This is a genomic window from Pedobacter glucosidilyticus DSM 23534 (assembly GCF_000425145.1).
GTDB lineage: Bacteria > Bacteroidota > Bacteroidia > Sphingobacteriales > Sphingobacteriaceae > Pseudopedobacter > Pseudopedobacter glucosidilyticus.
Genome location: NZ_AULF01000014.1, coordinates 54,590 through 74,070 on the forward strand (window position 1 = coordinate 54,590; position 19,481 = coordinate 74,070).

Annotated in this window: 18 protein-coding genes; 9 read left to right on the forward strand and 9 right to left on the reverse strand. The window is 33.4% G+C overall.

The window, feature by feature from the left end; translation table 11 throughout:
- Window position 1: 1 nt before the first annotated feature.
- Entirely contained in the window at window positions 2–1,462 is a 1,461-nt protein-coding gene (locus tag H510_RS0105910) for an ATP-binding response regulator (RefSeq protein ID WP_026903471.1), read from the reverse strand.
- Between the two features lie 202 nt (window positions 1,463–1,664).
- Between H510_RS0105910 and H510_RS0105915 the strand changes: the two genes are divergently transcribed.
- The 5 genes from H510_RS0105915 to H510_RS0105935 all read left to right on the forward strand — a co-directional run bounded on the left by H510_RS0105915 (window position 1,665) and on the right by H510_RS0105935 (window position 8,253).
- Window positions 1,665–2,099, forward strand: coding sequence for a MarR family winged helix-turn-helix transcriptional regulator (locus H510_RS0105915; RefSeq protein ID WP_026903472.1), 435 nt, complete (start codon window positions 1,665–1,667; stop codon window positions 2,097–2,099).
- A 55-nt stretch (window positions 2,100–2,154) separates the two neighbouring features.
- Window positions 2,155–4,560: a 3-hydroxyacyl-CoA dehydrogenase/enoyl-CoA hydratase family protein gene (locus H510_RS0105920; RefSeq protein WP_026903473.1), complete on the forward strand. Its 2,406-nt coding sequence runs from the start codon at window positions 2,155–2,157 to the stop codon at window positions 4,558–4,560.
- Between the two features lie 123 nt (window positions 4,561–4,683).
- On the forward strand, window positions 4,684–5,859 hold the full coding sequence (locus H510_RS0105925) for an acetyl-CoA C-acyltransferase (protein ID WP_026903474.1): 1,176 nt from the start codon (window positions 4,684–4,686) through the stop codon (window positions 5,857–5,859).
- Window positions 5,860–6,007: 148 nt separating this feature from the next.
- Window positions 6,008–6,358: a four helix bundle protein gene (locus H510_RS0105930; RefSeq protein WP_245584792.1), complete on the forward strand. Its 351-nt coding sequence runs from the start codon at window positions 6,008–6,010 to the stop codon at window positions 6,356–6,358.
- A gap of 104 nt (window positions 6,359–6,462) precedes the next feature.
- Complete coding sequence (locus H510_RS0105935; RefSeq protein WP_026903476.1) at window positions 6,463–8,253, forward strand: acyl-CoA dehydrogenase family protein; 1,791 nt, start codon at window positions 6,463–6,465, stop codon at window positions 8,251–8,253.
- 679 nt (window positions 8,254–8,932) lie between these two features.
- On the opposite strand, the gene H510_RS0105945 is transcribed toward H510_RS0105935, so the two are convergent.
- From H510_RS0105945 to H510_RS0105955, 3 genes are all read right to left on the reverse strand, one after another.
- On the reverse strand, window positions 8,933–9,637 hold the full coding sequence (locus H510_RS0105945) for a hypothetical protein (protein ID WP_026903478.1): 705 nt from the start codon (window positions 9,635–9,637) through the stop codon (window positions 8,933–8,935).
- A 182-nt stretch (window positions 9,638–9,819) separates the two neighbouring features.
- Entirely contained in the window at window positions 9,820–10,176 is a 357-nt protein-coding gene (locus tag H510_RS0105950) for a helix-turn-helix domain-containing protein (protein WP_026903479.1), read from the reverse strand.
- Window positions 10,176–10,484: a type II toxin-antitoxin system HigB family toxin gene (locus H510_RS0105955; protein ID WP_026903480.1), complete on the reverse strand. Its 309-nt coding sequence runs from the start codon at window positions 10,482–10,484 to the stop codon at window positions 10,176–10,178. Before H510_RS0105955 ends, H510_RS0105950 begins: the two co-directional genes overlap by 1 nt.
- A gap of 293 nt (window positions 10,485–10,777) precedes the next feature.
- Here H510_RS0105955 and H510_RS0105960 point away from each other — a divergent pair, with 293 nt between their 5' ends.
- Together H510_RS0105960 and H510_RS0105965 are read left to right on the forward strand one after the other, a co-directional pair.
- Window positions 10,778–11,983, forward strand: a complete 1,206-nt coding sequence (locus tag H510_RS0105960; RefSeq protein ID WP_026903481.1) for an ATP-binding protein — start codon at window positions 10,778–10,780, stop codon at window positions 11,981–11,983.
- Window positions 11,984–12,104: 121 nt separating this feature from the next.
- The gene (locus H510_RS0105965) at window positions 12,105–12,569 is read left to right on the forward strand and encodes a hypothetical protein (protein WP_026903482.1); all 465 of its coding nucleotides are present in this window, start codon (window positions 12,105–12,107) and stop codon (window positions 12,567–12,569) included.
- A gap of 79 nt (window positions 12,570–12,648) precedes the next feature.
- Here the strand turns inward: H510_RS0105965 and H510_RS0105970 are convergent, their stop codons facing one another.
- Window positions 12,649–12,999, reverse strand: coding sequence for a Dabb family protein (locus H510_RS0105970; protein ID WP_051291080.1), 351 nt, complete (start codon window positions 12,997–12,999; stop codon window positions 12,649–12,651).
- Between the two features lie 202 nt (window positions 13,000–13,201).
- Window positions 13,202–14,059, reverse strand: a complete 858-nt coding sequence (locus tag H510_RS0105975; RefSeq protein ID WP_026903484.1) for a transglutaminase-like domain-containing protein — start codon at window positions 14,057–14,059, stop codon at window positions 13,202–13,204.
- Between the two features lie 122 nt (window positions 14,060–14,181).
- Here H510_RS0105975 and H510_RS0105980 point away from each other — a divergent pair, with 122 nt between their 5' ends.
- Entirely contained in the window at window positions 14,182–14,967 is a 786-nt protein-coding gene (locus H510_RS0105980; protein WP_026903485.1) for an O-methyltransferase, read from the forward strand.
- A gap of 6 nt (window positions 14,968–14,973) precedes the next feature.
- Here H510_RS0105980 and H510_RS0105985 read toward each other — a convergent pair whose 3' ends face one another.
- Window positions 14,974–16,095, reverse strand: a complete 1,122-nt coding sequence (locus H510_RS0105985; protein ID WP_026903486.1) for a BamA/TamA family outer membrane protein — start codon at window positions 16,093–16,095, stop codon at window positions 14,974–14,976.
- Window positions 16,096–16,519: 424 nt separating this feature from the next.
- Here H510_RS0105985 and H510_RS0105990 point away from each other — a divergent pair, with 424 nt between their 5' ends.
- Entirely contained in the window at window positions 16,520–18,007 is a 1,488-nt protein-coding gene (locus H510_RS0105990; protein WP_026903487.1) for a tetratricopeptide repeat protein, read from the forward strand.
- A gap of 1 nt (window position 18,008) precedes the next feature.
- On the opposite strand, the gene H510_RS0105995 is transcribed toward H510_RS0105990, so the two are convergent.
- Both H510_RS0105995 and H510_RS0106000 read right to left on the reverse strand, forming a co-directional pair.
- A complete protein-coding gene (locus H510_RS0105995; RefSeq protein ID WP_026903488.1) occupies window positions 18,009–18,662 on the reverse strand; it encodes a 1-acyl-sn-glycerol-3-phosphate acyltransferase in 654 nt (217 codons plus the stop codon).
- Entirely contained in the window at window positions 18,652–19,479 is an 828-nt protein-coding gene (locus H510_RS0106000; RefSeq protein ID WP_026903489.1) for an alpha/beta fold hydrolase, read from the reverse strand. The genes H510_RS0105995 and H510_RS0106000 overlap by 11 nt, the downstream gene beginning before the upstream one ends.
- Between the last annotated feature and the right edge of the window lie 2 nt (window positions 19,480–19,481).

The window sequence follows — 19,481 nt, forward strand, 5'->3', positions numbered from 1 at the left end:
CTTATATAGGAATGGTAAAATAAAAAGAAGAGCCTTCGCCAGGTTTACTGATAACACCAAAACTTCCTTGGTGTTGTCTAATAATTTCTGAACAAATGTATAATCCAATACCTAAGCCTTGAAATCTTAGGGATGATTCTTCTACTCTGAAAAATTTATCGAAAATATTTTTTTGTTTTTCTGATGGTATGCCAATACCAAAATCAGTTACCGTTAATTTTAATTGATTTTCGTTGATCTCTGTTTCAATGATAACTTGCTTATTTTCTGGCGAATATTTTAATGCGTTGGTTAAATAGTTGATTAAAACTTGTTCAATCCTAACCTCATCAGCACAAATATGCAGATTTACCGCTTCTCCTTTTCTTACAATATCCACATGTTCATGTGTGTGATGTATAATATCTATTACGCTAGAGATTAAGTTCTCAACATGAAAAGGTCTTTTATTTAATTTTAGCTTCCCACTTTCTATTTTTGATATATCTAATAAATCAGCAATTAAATTATTGAGTTTGGAGAGTTGCAATTGTGCCCTATCCAGATAGGTATTAGCCGTCTCGTTAGGATTATTTTTTAGGCTCCTCTCTAGCAATTGGATATAAGCTTTTATACTGGTTAAAGGTGTTTTTAATTCATGACTGGCAATACTTAAAAACTCGTCTTTCTTCTTTTCAATTTGCTTTTGGTCTTCAATATCAGTAAAAGTACCTACCCATTTAACAATTTTATCTTTTTCTTTTATCGGGATAATCCTCAATAAATGAAAATGATATACGTCAGAATCAAGCTCTTTTAGACGTACTTCCAGTTCAAGCGGATTCTCTGTAAGCATACAAATTGTCCATTCTTCGTCAATATTTTTATCTTCTGGATGTGTAACAGGGAATGTTTTTGTAGATACAGAATACCTAAACCATTGCTTATTTACAAATTCTATATTACCTGATGGGTCTGATGTAAAAGCTACTTGCGGTAAAGATTCTAAAGTAGAATATAATTGCTCTACCCGCTCTTTAAGCTCGGCCTGTACTTTTTTTCTGATCTCAATCTCGGCTCTTAAAGCTGTTTGTATTTCATTTAGGGCATTAGTTTGTTCATACAAACGGTAAAAGGTTTTTACCTTTAACATTAAAATGTCAGGGTCTACAGGTTTTGTAATATAATCTATAGCACCAGAAGCATAGCCTTGTGTAATAAACTTTTTATCAGTGTTAACCGCAGAAAGAAAAATAATCGGAATGTCTTTTGATTTGCTAAAACCCGCTAAAGTTTCTGCTACTTCAAAACCATCCATATCAGGCATTTGCACATCTAAGATAATGAGTGCATAATTATTTTTTAATACTTTTTTCAAAGCCTCTTCGCCTGATAAAGCACTATCTACTTCAAACTTTTTAGACTCTAAAAGCCTTTTTAACGAATATATATTTTCTGGTTTATCGTCAACAATTAAAATCATATTGCTGTGATTGGTATTTTATACCAAGGCTTTTTTACTATTTATAAATGAAAACTTGTTGTGATTTCTTTTAGTGAAACTTTTTAAAATCAGTTTTCGATAGCAAAAACTAATCCAAAAGGAAAATCATAGAAAAATATTATTATGCTTGCATAATAAATGTTCACTTGTTATATTTGATACTCAATCACCTAAACATTTTATGAAACCACAAGAGACTATAGACTATCACCTTAAAGTAACCTGGCAGGCAATTGCAAACAAATATAATCAAATTGCAGCAGGGTTTGGTATTACGCAATCTGTTGGCTACTTGCTTATTAATATTCATGAGCATGAAGGTACCACAGTATCAGAGGTGGCATCTTTATTGGGGTTAAAGTCTACCAGTTTAAGCCGTACCTTAAGTAATCTAGAAAAAGATGGACTCATCATCAGGCAAATTCATCAAGATGATAAACGCTCTGTAAAAGTGTATTTAACCGAGAAAGGAAAAGAAAAAAGACATTTAGCGAGGGTAGTAGTAAGGAAGTTTAATGATTATTTAGATAGTCATTTATCAGAAAAGGAAAGAGATATTTTAATCAATTCCTTAGTTAAGATTAATACCTTAACCATGGAGTATGATGCTGATTAATTAAGTTTAATTTTAAAATGAGGCATTATCATATAAACATAAAGAGTATAAACAGATGAAAAGAATTATCAGAAAAGTTGCTGTTTTAGGATCAGGGATAATGGGCTCGCGTATAGCTTGCCATTTTGCCAACATAGGTGTAGAAGTGCTTTTACTTGATATTGTTCCTAAAGAATTATCAGCCGATGAGCAAGCTAAAGGTTTAACTTTAGAACATCCTAAAGTACGTAATCGTATTGTTGATACTGCTTTGCAAAATACCTTAAAAAGTAATCCTTCGCCGGTTTATAACAAAACGGTTATCAATAAAATAAAAACCGGAAACTTTACAGATCACATGAAGGATATTGCTTCCTGCGATTGGACGATAGAAGTAGTGGTTGAAAATCTTGAAATCAAAAAGAAAGTTTATGACCAAGTAGAGCAATACCGTAAACCAGGTACTTTAATTACCTCTAATACTTCTGGTATCCCAATCCACATGATGGCAGAAGGAAGAAGTGATGATTTTAAAAAGCATTTTTGTGGTACGCACTTTTTTAATCCGCCGCGTTACCTCAAATTACTCGAAATTATACCTACACCTGATACCGATAAAGCAATAGTTGATTTCTTGATGCACTATGGAGATTTATATCTAGGTAAAACAACCGTTTTATGTAAAGATACTCCGGCATTTATAGCCAATAGAGTTGGTGTTTACTCTATTATGGCATTGTTGCATTTGGTAGAAAAAATGGATTTAACGGTTGAAGAGGTAGATAAATTTACCGGACCTGCTTTGGGCAGGCCTAAGTCTGCAACCTTCCGTACAACAGATGTTGTAGGTTTAGACACCATGATTAATGTGGCTAATGGTTTATATCAAAATGCTCCTGATGATGAAGCCCGAGAGAAATTTGTACTTCCAGAATACGTAAAGCACATGCAAGCCAATAATTGGCTAGGCGATAAAACAAAGCAAGGCTTTTATAAAAAGACAAAAGATGCTGAAGGAAAATCAGAAATATTGGCGCTTGATTTAAAAACCCTTACTTATAGAAAGCAAGAGAAAGTAAAATCTGCAACCCTAGAAGCTACAAAATCTATAGAGAATTTAGCAGAACGCATGAAGGTTTTTGCTAAAGGGAAAGACAAAGCTGGCGAGTTCTTTAGAGTATCTTTTGCAGGTTTATTCGAGTATGTTTCTAACCGTATTCCAGAAATTTCAGACGAGCTTTTCCGTATTGATGATGCTATGAGGGCAGGTTTTGGTTGGGAACTTGGTCCGTATGAAGTTTGGGATGCCGTTGGCGTTGCCGAGGGAATAGCTATTATGCAACAGCATGGTCACCAACCAGCAGCATGGGTAAAAGAGATGCTTGATGCCGGAAATACTTCCTTTTATAAAGTAGAAAATGGTATTAAGAAGTATTACGATATCCCCTCTAAATCTTATCAGATTATCCCAGGCAGAGAAGCTTTCATCATATTGGATAATATACGTAGCACCAAAACGGTTTGGAAAAATGCTGGAACAACACTTACTGATTTAGGCGATGGTATTTTAAATCTAGAATTCCACACCAAAATGAACACTATTGGTGGCGAGGTACTTACTGGCATTAACAAAGCTATTGATATTGCCGAGAAAGATTTTAGAGGTTTAGTTATAGGTAATGATGGCGCTAATTTCTCGGCCGGAGCCAATGTAGGGATGATTTTTATGATGGCTGTAGAGCAGGAGTGGGATGAGGTAAATATGGCTGTTAAGTTATTCCAGAATACATCCATGCGTATCCGTTACTCTTCTATCCCGGTGATTTTAGCACCTCACAATTTAACGCTTGGTGGTGGCTGCGAGTTTTGTTTACATGCAGACCATGTACAGCTAAGTGCAGAAACCTATATGGGCTTGGTAGAGTTTGGTGTTGGTTTAATACCTGGCGGTGGCGGAAGTAAAGAGTTTGCCCTCAGAGCATCGGATGAATTTACCGATGGACAAATAGAGCAAAACGTCTTGAAAGAGAGATTTTTAACCATTGGTATGGCAAAAGTATCAACCTCTGGCCTTGAAGCTTATGATTTAGGCTATCTGCAAAAAGATAAATTCTCTATCAGCATGAATAAAAACAGATTGATTGCTGATGCTAAAGAAAAAGCGCTTGAGTTAGCCAATAATGGTTATACCCAACCCGTAAGAAGAACAGATATTAAAGTTTTAGGAAAAAGTGGTCTTGGGATGGTTTATGCCGGTGCCAATACCATGAAATCTGGAAATTACATTTCAGAACATGATCAGAAAATCTCCCAAAAATTGGGTTATGTGATGTGTGGCGGAGATTTATCAGCACCAACATTGGTAAGCGAGCAATACCTGTTAGACTTAGAACGCGAAGCTTTTTTATCTCTTTGCGGAGAGAAGAAAACACTCGAACGCATTCAAAGCATCATCACAAAAGGTAAGCCTTTAAGAAATTAGGGTAAAGAAAAAGGAACAAGGAACAAAGAAAAAGGAACAAGGAACAAAGAAAAAGGATTTTAAAACGGATGATAGGTAAGGTGTCTTTATTCCTTGCTCCTCATCCTAAATAAAAAGATAAATATGGAAGCATACATCATAGCAGGATACAGAACAGCAGTAGGAAAAGCTCCAAGAGGGGTGTTTCGATTTACTCGAGCAGATGATTTAGCTGCCGAGGTGATACAGCATTTAGTAGCCTCTGTACCGGGTTTAGACGTAGAAAGAATAGACGATGTGATTGTAGGTAATGCAACTCCGGAAGCAGAACAAGGACTTAACATCGGAAGAATGGTATCCCTAATGGGTTTAAAAACTGATAAGGTGCCGGGTGTTACCGTTAATAGATATTGTGCATCGGGTTTAGATACCATTGCTACAGCAGTAGCAAAAATAAGAGCAGGAATGGCGCATTGCATTGTTGCTGGCGGAGTAGAAGTGATGTCGGGTATGCCTTTTGGTGGATGGAAAATAGTTCCAAATGCTAAAGTGGCTATGGAAAATCCTGATTGGTATTGGGGCATGGGCTTAACCGCAGAAGCAGTTGCTAAAGAATTTGAAGTTAGCAGAGAAGATCAAGATAAATTTGCTTTTGAATCGCATCAGAAAGCTGTAGCAGCTTTAGAAAATGGGCATTTAAAAGACGGTATTGTGCCTATTAAAGTGTCAGAAACTTATCTAGACGAGCAAATGAAAAAGAAAACTCGAGAATATGTGGTTGATACAGATGAAGGCCCAAGAAAGGATACAAATCTAAAAGCTTTAGCTAAGCTGAAACCAGTTTTTGCAGCCGGAGGCTCTATTACTGCTGGTAATTCTTCACAAACATCAGACGGAGCAGCTTTTGTTTTAGTAGTTTCTGAAGAGATGCTAAAAGAGTTAAATGTTAAACCTATTGCCAGATTGGTAAGCTATTCTGTTGCAGGTGTACCACCAAGAATTATGGGTATTGGCCCTATAGAAGCTATTCCGAAAGCCTTAAAACAAGCCAATTTAAAACAAGATGATATTGATTTAATTGAGCTGAACGAAGCTTTTGCATCGCAATCTTTAGCTATCATCAGAAAATTAAATCTAGATACTAGCAAATTAAATGTAAACGGGGGCGCTATAGCACTAGGGCATCCACTAGGTTGTACAGGAGCAAAATTATCTGTACAAATTTTTAATGAGTTAAAAAGGAGAAATCAAAAATACGGTATGGTAACCATGTGTGTAGGTACCGGGCAAGGTGCAGCTGGGATTTTTGAGGTTTATTAGAAAAAAGAACAAGGAGCAAAGAACAAGGAGCAAAGAACAAGGAGCAAAGAACAAGGAAAAAAGAACAAGGAAAAAAGAACAAGGAAAAAAGAACAAGGAGCAAAGAACAAGGAACAAAGAGTAAGGAACAAAAGAATAAGGATAAAAGATGATGCACAATTTTCGACAGTTAAATATATGGAAGGATGCAATAACGATTGTTAAAGATGTATATATACTTACTGCTAAGTTCCCTGTTGATGAAAGATTTGGATTAATAAGTCAGATAGACAGATGTTCAATCTCAGTTCCTTCAAATATTGCAGAAGGTTCTGCAAGGGGAACCAATAAGGATTTCGCTCACTTTCTAAAAATGAGTTTAGGCTCACTTTATGAGTTAGAAACCCAACTACTTTTAGCTGCTGACTTAAATATGATTTCAGAATCAGATGAAATTTTTGAAAAAATAATCATCCTGCAAAAGATGATCGTAAATTTTATTAAAACATTGAAAGAATAAAGAACAAAGAAAAAGGAGTAAAGGATGTAATACAATTTAGTATTTGAAACTATTTAAGGCTTCTTTATTCCTTGTTCCTTATTCCGTCATCAAATAAAAAAGATATGGCAACAATAGAAAAAAAATCAATCAAAGGAGGTGAGTTCATAATCACCGAAACAGATTTTCAGGATGTTTTTATTCCAGAAGAGTTTGATGAAGAACAATTAATGATTAAGAAAACCTGCGAAGACTTCTTACAAGCAGAAGTATTCCCAAATTTGGATAGGATTGATAAGTTGGAAGAAGGTCTTATGCCATCTTTAATGGATAAGGCAGGAGAACTGGGTTTACTAGCTGTTTCAATTCCGGAAGAATATGGCGGTTTTGGTAAAAACTTCAATACTTCTATGTTGGTAGCTGATGCTGTAGGTGCTGGTCACTCATTCGCGGTAGCTTTATCAGCACATACCGGAATTGGTACTTTACCTATTCTTTATTATGGTAACGAGGAGCAAAAAGCTAAATACATTCCTAAACTTGCTTCTGGCGAGTGGAAAGCGGCTTATTGTTTAACAGAGCCAAACTCTGGTTCTGATGCTAATAGCGGAAGAACAAAGGCTAAATTAAATGCAGAGGGTACACATTACATCATTAACGGACAAAAAATGTGGATTACCAATGGTGGTTTTGCCGATGTTTTCATTGTTTTTGCTAAAATAGATGATGATAAAAATTTAACAGCTTTCATCGTAGAGAAAGATTTTGGTGGCGTAACCATGAACCCGGAAGAGCATAAAATGGGTATTAAAGGTTCTTCTACCCGTCAGGTTTTCTTTAACGATTGCCCTGTTCCGGTAGAAAATATGCTTTCAGAGCGTGAAAACGGCTTTAAAATAGCGGTTAACATTCTTAACATTGGTCGTATTAAATTAGGGGCTGCGGCTATTGGCTCATCCCGTAAGGTGATAGATTATGCTGTTAATTATGCAAATGAGCGAGTTCAATTTGGGCTTCCAATTTCGAAATTTGGAGCTATCAGATATAAATTAGCAGAAATGGCCACCCGCAACTTTGCGGTTGAAAGCGCTGCTTACAGGGCCGGACAAAATATTGATGATGCTTATGATAGATTAGTTGCCGGTGGTATGGATTCTGGTAAGGCTAAACTTAAATCTACCGAGGAATTTGCTGTAGAATGCGCCATCTTAAAAGTTTGGGGTTCAGAAATGTTAGATTATATTGTTGATGAAGGCGTACAAGTTTACGGCGGCATGGGCTTCTCTGCAGATGCTCCTATGGATAGAGCTTACCGCGATAGCCGTATCAACCGTATCTTTGAAGGCACCAATGAGATTAACCGTTTGCTTCTTGTAGATATGCTCTTGAAAAGAGCTATGAAAGGCGAACTAGATTTGATGACACCAGCACAAGCGGTAGCGGGCGAGTTAATGTCTATTCCTGATTTCTCTGAGGAGGATGATACTTTATTTGCAGCAGAAAAGAAAGCGCTTAAAAATATCAAAAAAGCAGGTTTAATGATAGCCGGTGCTGCTGTACAAAAACTGATGATGACTTTAGCCAAAGAGCAAGAAATCTTGATGAATATCGCCGATATTATTGGTGAAGCTTACATTGCTGAGTCGACTATTTTAAGAGTAGAGAAATTAGTAGCCATGCGTGGCGAGGAGGCCGCCGCCGGACAAATTGATATGATGCGTATTTATATGCAACAAGCTGTTGATAAAGTTTATTTAGCAGGTAAAGAAGCATTAAATTCTTTTGCCGAAGGCGATGAATTAAACATGATGTTGATGGGCTTAAGAAGGTTTACCAAAGTTGCACCTTTTAATATCAAGGATGCAAGACAAAGAGTAGCAAAACAATTGATAGAAGCTAATAAATACTGCTACTAGAAGAAAAAAGTATAAAAACTAACTAACTAAATTTTATACTATAGTTCGGGGTGGAATATCACCTCGAACTTTTTTGTTTTTATAGCGTCTGTTTCTCATATTTAAGCCAGCCTGTAACGAGTGCCTAACATGGCTTACCCCATGCTATCGGTTCTAATCATTCTTATTTGAATGAAATTATTAAAGTAATACTAATTTTACCTATGGTAATATATGAACATTTCAAAATAAGTTGACGAACTTTGAAAGTAATTCTTCCCCAAACACCCAAACTATTCCGGGGCCAACAGCCCATAAAAAGCAAACCAAAGCCCCAAACATAATAATAAGTAAGTTTTTCAAGATTTTATTTCTTTGAAACTTATTCGGAAAAAAATAATCAGTGGTTAAAGTACCAAGAAAAAGAATTAGAAATATTATTGGGAGGTATAAGATGATTAACAGAAGTAATTGAATTAATTTTTGTAGACCGACTATTATTAAATTATTCGAGTGTGATTTGATAACATAAATAAATAATATGTAACCTAAAGCGCATAAAATTATTACAGAAATAGCATAAAAGTATCTTTTAAAATCTTCAATTTTTCTCATGTTTTGTTGATTTTTAAATGTGATCTAGCTCAAATTCAATCAAGAATTATAATTTTTAATTGCCATTTTGATTAGATTTTAAATTTTAAAGCCAACTATCATTTATTTTTGAATAACAAATTTCGAAATTCAAGTTATGCTCTTTTTTTATTTGTTCAATTAACTTAACAAATTCAGGTTTTGAACTTTGGGATATATGAACTTTCTTAATTAAAGTTTTCAAATCAATATCCACAAGATTTTCTTTATTCTTCTCATAGTCCTCATTTACTGTTATGCATCTTAATTCATTTTCAAATGAATAAAAATCAAATTTTGTCATAAATGGATAGAATAGATTTCCTAAATCAAAAAAATATTTTTTTTCGTGGATATAATTTATCTCTCCAATATAAATGGATTTTGTTGTCATATTGAATGACTCCTTTAATGAATATAAATCAGTTTGGATGGCAACGCCTGATTTATTTTTAGCATACATTTTCCATAATGCAAAGGACTCTCTTTCAGCATAACTCCAACTAGAAATTAAAAAAGTCTTCCTACAAACATTTTCAATATAATTGATAATTTCTTCACTTTTAGAGCCTGTTTCTTCGTCTCTTAGTTTAATCTTTTCTAACACAAAAGGTGGGATTCTGCCTTCAAATCTATCGCCTAGATTCTCCGAGTTTGAAAAGAAAAGAGCCTTATTATCTAATAAGTTTAAGAATTTCCAGAAATCCATGTATCTCCAAATTGATATATCTAGAGATTTGGATTCTTTAAAAACAGGGTGTTTTACATACATAGTTTAAATTAAATATAATTAAAATTGGTTTTTTTATAGTAATTTATATCAAAATATTTTTTAATAATACTGGTTTTATTAACATATAATTTAAATTAAGATAGAAAACTAAACAAAAATGTTTTTCCGTATTGGTAGTCCCGGATTAAAATTAGGGAAATATCCAGAATCTCTAATCTATCTCAAGCCAAAAACACCTCAGCCGGAATACCCAATTTCTGGTGCAAAACTTTGGCAATCTTAAGCGTTAAAGGTTTTTTACCACTCAATAAAGAAGAAACATAGCTTTTGCTCCCAATCCATTCGGTTAAATCTTTATTTTTTAAACCTTCATCTTCCATTTTTTGCTTTACTACCGCAATAGGGTCTGGTTTTGGAATAGTGAAATGGATATCTTCATATTGTTTTACCAATAATAATGCAACTTGTAAATCTTCACCAGTTTTACTATCAGGCGAAACATTTAAATCAAATTGAGTATCTATCCAAGCCAGTAATTCTTCGTACTCTTCTTCGGTTTTTAAAATATGTAAATTCATCAGTTTTTAAATTTTACAGTAGCTACATCAATTTTATCATACTCTGTATGAGTTCCAAACCACTTAATTTGAATCACTTTATAAATAAAAACAACCCTAATGACTAACCTGTAATGATTACCCATAATATTAATTACCACACGGTCATCACCAATTAAATTCACACTTTTATGTATTGCCTTTAATTCTTGAAAATTTTTAAAATCAGCATTCAGAAATTCATAATACCACTCTAATAATGCATTTTTTGCCTTTGGATATTTAATTGTATAGGCCAAAAGGGTTTTTCTGTTGATGATATTGAACATCTAAAGTTTACTGATGGAGAATATATATAAAAAGTTTACTAATAGAGAACGAATGTGTTTTTAAAAATTATTTCATCTTAAGCTCCCTTATAACCAGTTCTTAATCTATTTAACCACTACTTCTATCTTTCCAATTTGATTTACTAGTAAAAATATCGGATAATTTATCTTATGTATTAGTAAAAATATCGGATAATTTATCTTATGTATTAGTAAAAATATCGGATAATTTATCTATTGCATTAGTAAAAATATCATATTTTGAGTATCTTTGAGTTTAAATATCAGGATATATGAGAAGGATAATGCTAGAGAAACTCAAACAGCATTTGCCCAAAAAAGAGTTTACCATATTAACCGGAGCGAGGCAAACAGGTAAATCAACCTTGCTTAAAGAGTTGGAAAAATATTGTAAAGAAGAAGGTATGGCTGTTACGTTTTTAAACTTCGAGTTTAAAACTATTCTGGCTGATTTGGATGAAAATCCTTTGAATTTACTTAACTACTTGCCACAAAGCGAAGGTAAAAACGTGGTTCTGATAGATGAAGTACAGTATTTGAAAGATCCAACTAATTTTCTGAAACTCATTTATGACGAATACGCCGCCGACATAAAAATTGTAGCTACTGGAAGTAGCGCTTTTTATATGGATAGCCGTTTTGAAGACTCGTTAGCGGGCAGAAAGAAGATATTTACACTGCTCACTTGTTCTTTTGATGAATATTTGACTTTATTAGGTAAAGATGATTTATTGGCAGAGAAAAGCAGAATCATCCAGAATACGAATGCAAAAAGCTTAAAAATTACTCAACTAAAGACCGAGTGGGATAATTATATGATATATGGTGGTTACCCCGCAGTAATTACAGAAACAGATGTGAATGAAAAAGTAGCCCGACTACGTGAATTAAGAGATTCTTTTGTAAAGCGAGATATTTTAGAAGCTGGTGTGCAAAATGAAGCTGTTTTTTACCAATTATTTAGATTAATTGCCGCACAAGTAGGAAGTTTAATTAATGTAAATGAGCTATCAACCACTTTGAAAGTAAGAAGCGAAACCGTTACTCATTATTTGCAGGTGATGCAAAAGTATTTCCATATTTCATTAGTGAAGCCGTTTTATAGAAATTTAAGGAAAGAATTAGTGAAAATGCCCAAAGCATACTTATTGGATACAGGCTTAAGGAATTGTTTAGTTAACAATTTTCAATCGGTACAAATGAGGTTAGATAAAGGCGAACTTTGGGAGAATATGAATTTTAAATTACTTGCCGAGCAATACAATTTTGATGAGCTTAAATTTTGGCGAACGGCAGATGGTAACGAAGTTGATTTTGTTTTACCAGAAGCTGACATTCCTGCTGCCATAGAAGTTAAGTTTGATGAAGCACAAATTAAACCTAATAAATATCAAAAGTTTAGAGACGCTTATCCCGAAATTGATTTTAGATTTAGTTGGTATAATGCTTTTAATGAAGGTTTTTTTAGGAGGATTTGATATGAAATCATTTAATTCCTAAAATTAAACCAAGCTAACATTTTAATTGTAGGACTTTTTTGTGCTCATTTTAGGCTATACTTAATTATTAATTATCTTTAGTGATACTAAATTTAAATACATGAAAAAGATAATTTTAATGATGTGCATGGCTATGGCTTTAAACGTAGCAGTAATGGCTCAAACCAATTCAGAAAAACTGGGCGAGTGGAAGATAGTAACCGTTGTGGAATCTATTGTTCCTATGGGTTTGGGAAGATCACGGATGATTGAAAATACAACTGAAGTGAATACAGAACAGTTTCGTACCGCTCGAACAGATGGAAAGAAATCTAACCAACAAAGTGTAAGTAGAAGCGAGTTAAAAGTTGAGAATTTTGATGAAGCCAAATTGTTGAACTTTTTTAGCGCAGCGGGTATCAATTTTCAAAATATCGCTTCAAACGATGCTATGATTGGAGCAAGAATTATGGAATTAGAGGCAGATGGTTATAAGTTAATTTACGTTACCAGTGCTGTAGAAAGCCATGCCGGAAAGGATGATCCAGGAGGGATTTTTATTACCCGAATGTTCTTTAAAAAGTAAGTTTAATATTTTTAAGCTAGCCTATAATCATTTAGGCTAGCTTTTTTTCTTGATTCCAAAATATATATCCTACGATAATTTATTTTAGGATATTCTCAGAATCATAAATCAAAACCTTCTTCCATAAGTTTTCACTTTCTTTAATAAACACCTTATGGGCAGCTTCTTCCTGATATAAATCATGTGCTTCTTTAGAAACAAAAGTTACCATCAAGCAATAGCTGTAAGAATTATCTACGACAGGTCTGTTAGTGCTAGCAGGAGTTCCTAAATGCATACTAGTAATATGTTTAGATGCTTTTAAGAAAGTTGTAAGAGAGGTTTCAAACTTTAAACGGTCTTCTTTACTTTCTGGGTTTTTTAACCAAAATAGCACAGTATGTACAAATTTTCCATTTTCTTTTTGCGCCATAACAGATTCGGATTTCATCAGACAAAATAAGCTTATGATAAATGCTATGCAATACTTTTTCATTGTTTCTACTTATAAAGTTTAAATATACATTTTAGACGAGGTGTTATTAAGGAATTTGAAAAATTGATATTTCTATAAACACTTAAGGTAATTATAGATGAATATTTTATACAACATTAATTTTTATAAATAGGGTAGGCACTAGGTTGTTATAACATTAGTCTAGAACCTCCAGTAAACCAATTAACTCTTTAACTTTTTCGGTACTACCTAATTCTTCATAAGCACTAATCAGGTTTCTAATCACTCTTTTAATAATTTCTGTATGCGAACAAGGTTCATAAAAATGCTTTTCTGGCTGAATTTGTAATTGTTTTAAAAACATATCTATATCTCTTTTACCAAAGATATAGCCCTTGTTAAAAACATTGATGTAAAATAAAATACCGCTTTCTTCACTTTGTTTTTCTTGTTCATCCTCGTAAGCTAAAATAAAATGCTGCGGAAGGTTCACTCCATAAATGGGAATATCCAGTTTCTGTGCTATAACGGCATAAATAATAGCCAAACTTATTTGATTTCCTTTTTTGCTTTCTAAAACCTGACTGATATAGGAGTTTTGCGGGTCTTTATGATTACTGGTATTGCCAGAAAAACCGTAAATATTATAAAAAATATGGTTAATGAGTTTTACCTTCTCAACCGGACTAGCTTCGTACATCATCTGAAGCCAAATATCTCTTTTAATAGCTTCAATCTGGTTAATGATTTTTTGCTCGTTTAAATCAGGGTACTGATACCTGTTGATGATCAAGGCTCCCCGAAGCAAATCAAAAGCACCGCTTTGATACCATAAAGCTAAATCTTCACGTACATTTTGATATTGGATTTTATGAACTACATTTTCTATACGTTCTTGTAAAAGTGTATCTAGAGATTGCTCCCAAGCACTTTCTAAAAAGCCTATAGCTTCGCTACCATAAGATAAAATTTTATCCTCGATGTGCGAGAAAATCTCCGGATCCGGATCATCCAGTAATTTTATTAAAGAAGCTATTTCTTTTTCGTTAATCATGATTAAAAATTCTAAAATCTCACATCTAGTATCTCAATACTCAATACTCACTACGCAATACTCACTACGCAATACTCACTCCTCTATACTCAATCACAACGCAAATTCATATCTTCGCCATCATGTTTAATATACAGTTCGCCTTAGATTACATCGCCCACAGAATCAATGCCAAAACACGTCATGGTGTACATTCGCCATTTGTGTATAAGCTTATTGATGAAGTCATATATGATTTCAAAGATAAACCCGAATACAAAAGTATCGAAGAATTACGTAAAAATTTACTTCAAGATCATCGAAATATAACTATTACAGATTTAGGAGCTGGCTCGCAGCTTAATAACCAGAAAGTTAAAGCAGTTAAAGAACTGGCTAAGAATGCGCTTAAGGCACCACGTTTAGCTAAGTTGTTATTTCGTTTAGTACAATATACCCAACCTAAAACTTTGATAGAGCTTGGAACATGTTTAGGTGTTACCACAGCTTATTTAGCTAAAGCCGATGAACATTTACAAGTGATAACCATGGAGGGTTGTCCGCAGACGGCTGTAGTAGCACAAGAAAATTTTGATAAATTAGGTTTAAAACATATTCAATTAGAAGTAGGTAATTTTGATGAACGCCTGCCCGTGTTGCTACAAAGTCAAGAACAGTTAGATTTTGTTTTTGTAGATGGCAACCATCGTAAAGATGCAACTTTGAATTATTTTAATTGGTGTTTACCAAAAATACACGAAAATAGTTTGCTCATTTTTGATGATATTTACTGGAGCCAAGGCATGAAAGAAGCTTGGGCAGAAATTAAAGCAAACCCTCAAGTAAGTGTAACGGTTGATTTATTTTGGATAGGTTTAGTTTTCTTTAAAAAAGGGATAGCTAAAGAAGATTTTAAAGTTAAGTTTTAGGAGAGTTTAGAAAGACTCTCCTAAAGAAATATATAAACCAGAGTTTCTTTTTTCGCCCATAGGCTTATTTCCAAAACCATAATCAACTCTTAGGGCTAAACTCTTATCCAAATCAAAGAAAAACCTACCGCCAATACCATAATTAGGTTTTAACCTGTTTATAGAAAAGTTGTTTTTTGCATAAACGGTTCCGGTGCCCCCAAAAGCTACAATACCAAAACGGTCTACCGGGCGGTATCTTATTTCTGCTTGTATGGCTGTATAGTTTTCATCCCTATATCTACCCATGTAATACCCTCTCATGATTTGGTCGTTCCCCATTTGTCTAAGCATATAAAACGGAATTTCTTTGTTACTACTCACAGCTTCCATAAAACCCTGTGCTGCAAGAGTGATTTTTTTATGAGGAGTGTAAAAATACCGGCTATCTAATGTAAACAAAGTGCCCTCAAATTGCTGTTGTTTAAAAAAATCTGGGGCATAACCATAACGTAATCTGGTAAAAAAGCCTTTTGTAGTATAGGTATTGGTGTTTCTGGTATCTATCAACTGTGTTATTTTAAATAAGATAAAGTTTCCTCCGTCTTTATCAAAGAAAGGAGTATTGTTGTAAAATCCGCCTAGTTCTACATCTTTAAAATTTTGTGATTCAAACTCAACACCTAAACCCGGATAATAAGATTTAGCCAGTTGCCTTTCTACTTCAGCATTAAGCCTAAAGCGTCTTTGTATCAGTTTATCTTCGTTACTCCTTAAAGTAGCATCACCAACTCCGTAAAAATTAAAGGGTAAATTATAAAATCTGGCATCGTATAAATGGTGCCATTTATTCCCTCTCGACCATAAATCAGATCTTATAGAAACCTGCGATTGGCCTTTGGTACTGGTATAAGCCAATCCGTATAGTTGCGAAGGTCTAATTAAGCTATCCGTTTTATCAAGATAGAAAGAATATAAACCAGCTCCACCAAATTCAAAACCGGCTTCTTGCGTGTAAGCGATTACAGGAACAGGTATAAAGCTATTGTGTCTGTTGGTATCGGGCGAGAAAAATTTATCAATAAGTTTTTTTTGCGAGAAGCTGTTTAATGATAAGCCAAGCAAAAATAAAAGGAGAATCTTTTTCATATTTAGTCTCAAAGATAATTATCAAAACGAGATTTAGGAGGTAATAGTTTTGATTTTAGTATCTAGTTTATTAAATACTAGAAAGACAAAAGTAGATTAGCTAGGGCTTTTCAGTATGCTCAATCAGTTCTGGCAGACCCAAAAAAGAGGCTGGAAGTTGTAGCTCATACGCCATCAGGTAAATTTTTTATCATCAAGCCATGAGAGATTATATAGAGTCAACTAAAGATTAATTATACTTTTAACGTAAGAATAACGTAAGACTAACGTAAGATAAACGTAGGATAAGACTATGTGAATACATAGAGTATAAATATTTTTTAATCATCAAAACTTACAACATCAGGCATTTTTATTGCTCCTATCACCAAGTTTTACAAATAAACCCTGATATTTACCCATGTTTATCTACTAGATATTAACCATGTTCAAAAAAGTATTTTTATTCACCGTATTTTTTGCCCTTTTAACCACACAGCTTAAAGCAAATTTCGATTTTAATAACAATTGTATCAAAGCCTATCAGGCTATTTTTGATTTAAGAATTCAAGATGCTCAAGCGCATTTAAGAATAGAAAAACAACAACATCCGCAAAACGGAATCATTATTTTATTAGAAAATTATATAGATTTTTTTAGTCTCTTAGTCTCAGAAAATCAAGCCGACTATAACCGCCTTAAAAATTTAAAAAGTACTAGGCTTAGTCTTTTAGAAAATCAAGATCCAAAATCTCCTTATTACCTTTTTGCTCAGGCAGAAATCAATCTACAATGGGGGATGCTGAAAAGTAGATTTCAAGATTATCTTTCTTCTGGCTTGGACATTAAAAAAGCTGATAACTTATTAAAAGAGAATGAGAAAAAATTTCCTACTTTTTTACCAAATCAAAAAAGTATAGGCTTGGTAAATGTTATTATGGGGTCTATTCCGGCTAATATAAAAGGGCTTTTGCAATCTTTTGGTTTTAGAGGTAATGTAGAACAAGGTATAAAAAAGCTTGATCATCTTACCACATCTTTAGCGCAAACACCCTACAACTTTTACAAAGAAGAAGTTATATTTTTACTGTGTTACATAGAAACAGACCTTATACAAAGTAAAAATAGCTATCAAAAAATTCTAAATCTTACGTCTTCTTTTGGTGATGATAGCTTATTGAAAACCTATTTGCAAGGTTATATAGCTTACAGAAATGCTCATAATGATGATGCTATAAAATTTTTGCAGAGAAGACCAACTAAAACCGGGCAATACCTTAATTTTCCTAAACTAAATTATCTTTTAGGTAATGCCAAATTAAACAGAAATGATTCTGATGCTTACGTTTATCTGGCTAAATATATTAACGAGTATAGGGGGATTAATTATGTTAAAGATGCCTACTTAAAACTTGCTTATTACTATTATTTAAAAAATGACATTGCTAAATATCAAACCTTTATCAAGATGGTTAAAGTGAAAGGTAATGTATACGATGAGAAAGATAAACAAGCTTTGAAAGAAGCTAATGATAGCGCTCCCGATGTTTCTTTGTTAAGAGCCCGTTTAAGTTTTGACGGAGGATATTATACTAAGGCTTTGGTTTATCTTAAAGAAAAAAATCAGACTGATTTTAAGTTAGTTAGAGACCAAATAGAGTATTTTTACCGCCTAGGTAGAGTTTATGATGCTTTAAATAGAACACAGGAAGCTTTGGTTCATTATCAAAAAACCATTTATGCAGGTAAACAAAGTGCGTACTATTTTGCTGCAAATGCAGCACTTCAAATGGCTTTAATTTTTGAGGAAAAGGGAGATAAAAACAGGGCTGTAAACTTTTATAACCAAGCTATTGCTATGAAAAATCATGAGTATGAAAACAGTATAGAAAACAAGGCTAAAGAAGGTTTAAAAAGACTTGGTGCCGATTAACCTATTCAGGCTCATCTGTATACCTAAATTGTTTTTTTATAGCTTGCAGATGATGCTGGTTAACTTGATTTTTAAATTCTTCGAAATTGAAATCTTCATGGCTACCACAATCTAGCATGTGAAAATAAATTGATGGCTTTAAACTCTCAAAATACTCGGTTAAATTACTGCTCCACAGCAATTGACATTTACCTTTTACCATAGGTAATAGCTTACAAATACCATCTTTCATATCAATATGTCTAACATACTGCGATTCTAAATTTCCTTGCGGATACATGAGTAATATGTTACCAGGTTTACTTAATATTTCGGCGGCATAGCTTAAACTTTCTAAATAGGTTCTAGAATGAGGGACAATAGAAAAACTTCCAAAATATTTCATCCACGGGTTCTTTTGTAATTGCTTTTTCAAAGACATAAAGTAAAAACCGTTAATTTTTTGTTTAGGATAGATAGCGCAATAACATAAATAAAATGCCCAAAAGCCATCCCAAAAACCTGTATGGTTACACATCAACAAATAAGAAGATTGGTTTTGAAGTTTTACATCATGTATAACCAACTTATTAAAAAGCTTTCTCATACACCACCTCAACAAACGTAAAGAAGCCATAAAAATAGGACGAGGTAATAGCTTAGCTTTAATAATCATACAATAACCTTTTTAAATGATGAGGAAATTGTGCATTTACCAATTCATGGTTAGCATCTAACACTTCTTGTTTGGCTAGGTATATTTTTTTGATAGCAGCTTCTGCAATTTTAGCTGGATAATTTTTATCCCTTGCTCCAAAAATAAAAATACTTTTAATTTGATATTGATTAAGATTTTCTATAAACCTTTGATGATTCATTTTTAGCTGCTTTAAGTAAGTTAAACAAGCATAAAAGGCAAATCTAAGCTCGTAAGTAGCTATTTCTTTATATAAAATTTCGTAAATATTATCATCTATAACCCTTAGTTTTTTGATGGTTTTTAGTAAGTTAAGCATTCCTTTATCACTTAACGCTAGTTTTTCTAATGCTTTGTTACCAAGTTTTTTACTACTTAAAAAAGTTACTAGCCAGCCAGGTTTAAAGCATGATGGTGCTGCAGTAATAAAATCTAAAATTCTTTCTGGTACTTCTTCTACAAGTGTAGTTGCATAATGCGAACCCATAGAATAAGATAAAACAGAAAATTTTTGAAGATTTTGCTCATCACAAAAATCAGTAAAAAGGGTGGCTAGTTGCAATTTTGTGATACCTTGTTTAAGGATAGCTAAATCCTGGTTTTTAAGTTTAGTTTCTTGATGAAAAAATAAATCAAAGCCGTAAAAGGTATAATCAGCGCCTAAATGCTCCTCCAAAATTTTAAACTGTTTACCATGCATACCATAACCGTGGAAACAAAGCATAGCCTTTGGTCCGTTACCAAATTTATAGTAATGAAGTAATGCTATAGGGTGGTTAAAGTAATGATTAGTCATGA

Coding starts and splice junctions, on each gene's coding strand:
- H510_RS0105910 (WP_026903471.1), bottom strand. CDS start 1,462: ATGATTTTAATTGTTGACGATAAACCAGAAAATATATATTCGTTAAAA.
- H510_RS0105915 (WP_026903472.1), top strand. CDS start 1,665: ATGAAACCACAAGAGACTATAGACTATCACCTTAAAGTAACCTGGCAG.
- H510_RS0105920 (WP_026903473.1), top strand. CDS start 2,155: ATGAAAAGAATTATCAGAAAAGTTGCTGTTTTAGGATCAGGGATAATG.
- H510_RS0105925 (WP_026903474.1), top strand. CDS start 4,684: ATGGAAGCATACATCATAGCAGGATACAGAACAGCAGTAGGAAAAGCT.
- H510_RS0105930 (WP_245584792.1), top strand. CDS start 6,008: ATGATGCACAATTTTCGACAGTTAAATATATGGAAGGATGCAATAACG.
- H510_RS0105935 (WP_026903476.1), top strand. CDS start 6,463: ATGGCAACAATAGAAAAAAAATCAATCAAAGGAGGTGAGTTCATAATC.
- H510_RS0105945 (WP_026903478.1), bottom strand. CDS start 9,637: ATGTATGTAAAACACCCTGTTTTTAAAGAATCCAAATCTCTAGATATA.
- H510_RS0105950 (WP_026903479.1), bottom strand. CDS start 10,176: ATGAATTTACATATTTTAAAAACCGAAGAAGAGTACGAAGAATTACTG.
- H510_RS0105955 (WP_026903480.1), bottom strand. CDS start 10,484: ATGTTCAATATCATCAACAGAAAAACCCTTTTGGCCTATACAATTAAA.
- H510_RS0105960 (WP_026903481.1), top strand. CDS start 10,778: ATGAGAAGGATAATGCTAGAGAAACTCAAACAGCATTTGCCCAAAAAA.
- H510_RS0105965 (WP_026903482.1), top strand. CDS start 12,105: ATGAAAAAGATAATTTTAATGATGTGCATGGCTATGGCTTTAAACGTA.
- H510_RS0105970 (WP_051291080.1), bottom strand. CDS start 12,999: ATGAAATCCGAATCTGTTATGGCGCAAAAAGAAAATGGAAAATTTGTA.
- H510_RS0105975 (WP_026903484.1), bottom strand. CDS start 14,059: ATGATTAACGAAAAAGAAATAGCTTCTTTAATAAAATTACTGGATGAT.
- H510_RS0105980 (WP_026903485.1), top strand. CDS start 14,182: ATGTTTAATATACAGTTCGCCTTAGATTACATCGCCCACAGAATCAAT.
- H510_RS0105985 (WP_026903486.1), bottom strand. CDS start 16,095: ATGAAAAAGATTCTCCTTTTATTTTTGCTTGGCTTATCATTAAACAGC.
- H510_RS0105990 (WP_026903487.1), top strand. CDS start 16,520: ATGTTCAAAAAAGTATTTTTATTCACCGTATTTTTTGCCCTTTTAACC.
- H510_RS0105995 (WP_026903488.1), bottom strand. CDS start 18,662: ATGATTATTAAAGCTAAGCTATTACCTCGTCCTATTTTTATGGCTTCT.
- H510_RS0106000 (WP_026903489.1), bottom strand. CDS start 19,479: ATGACTAATCATTACTTTAACCACCCTATAGCATTACTTCATTACTAT.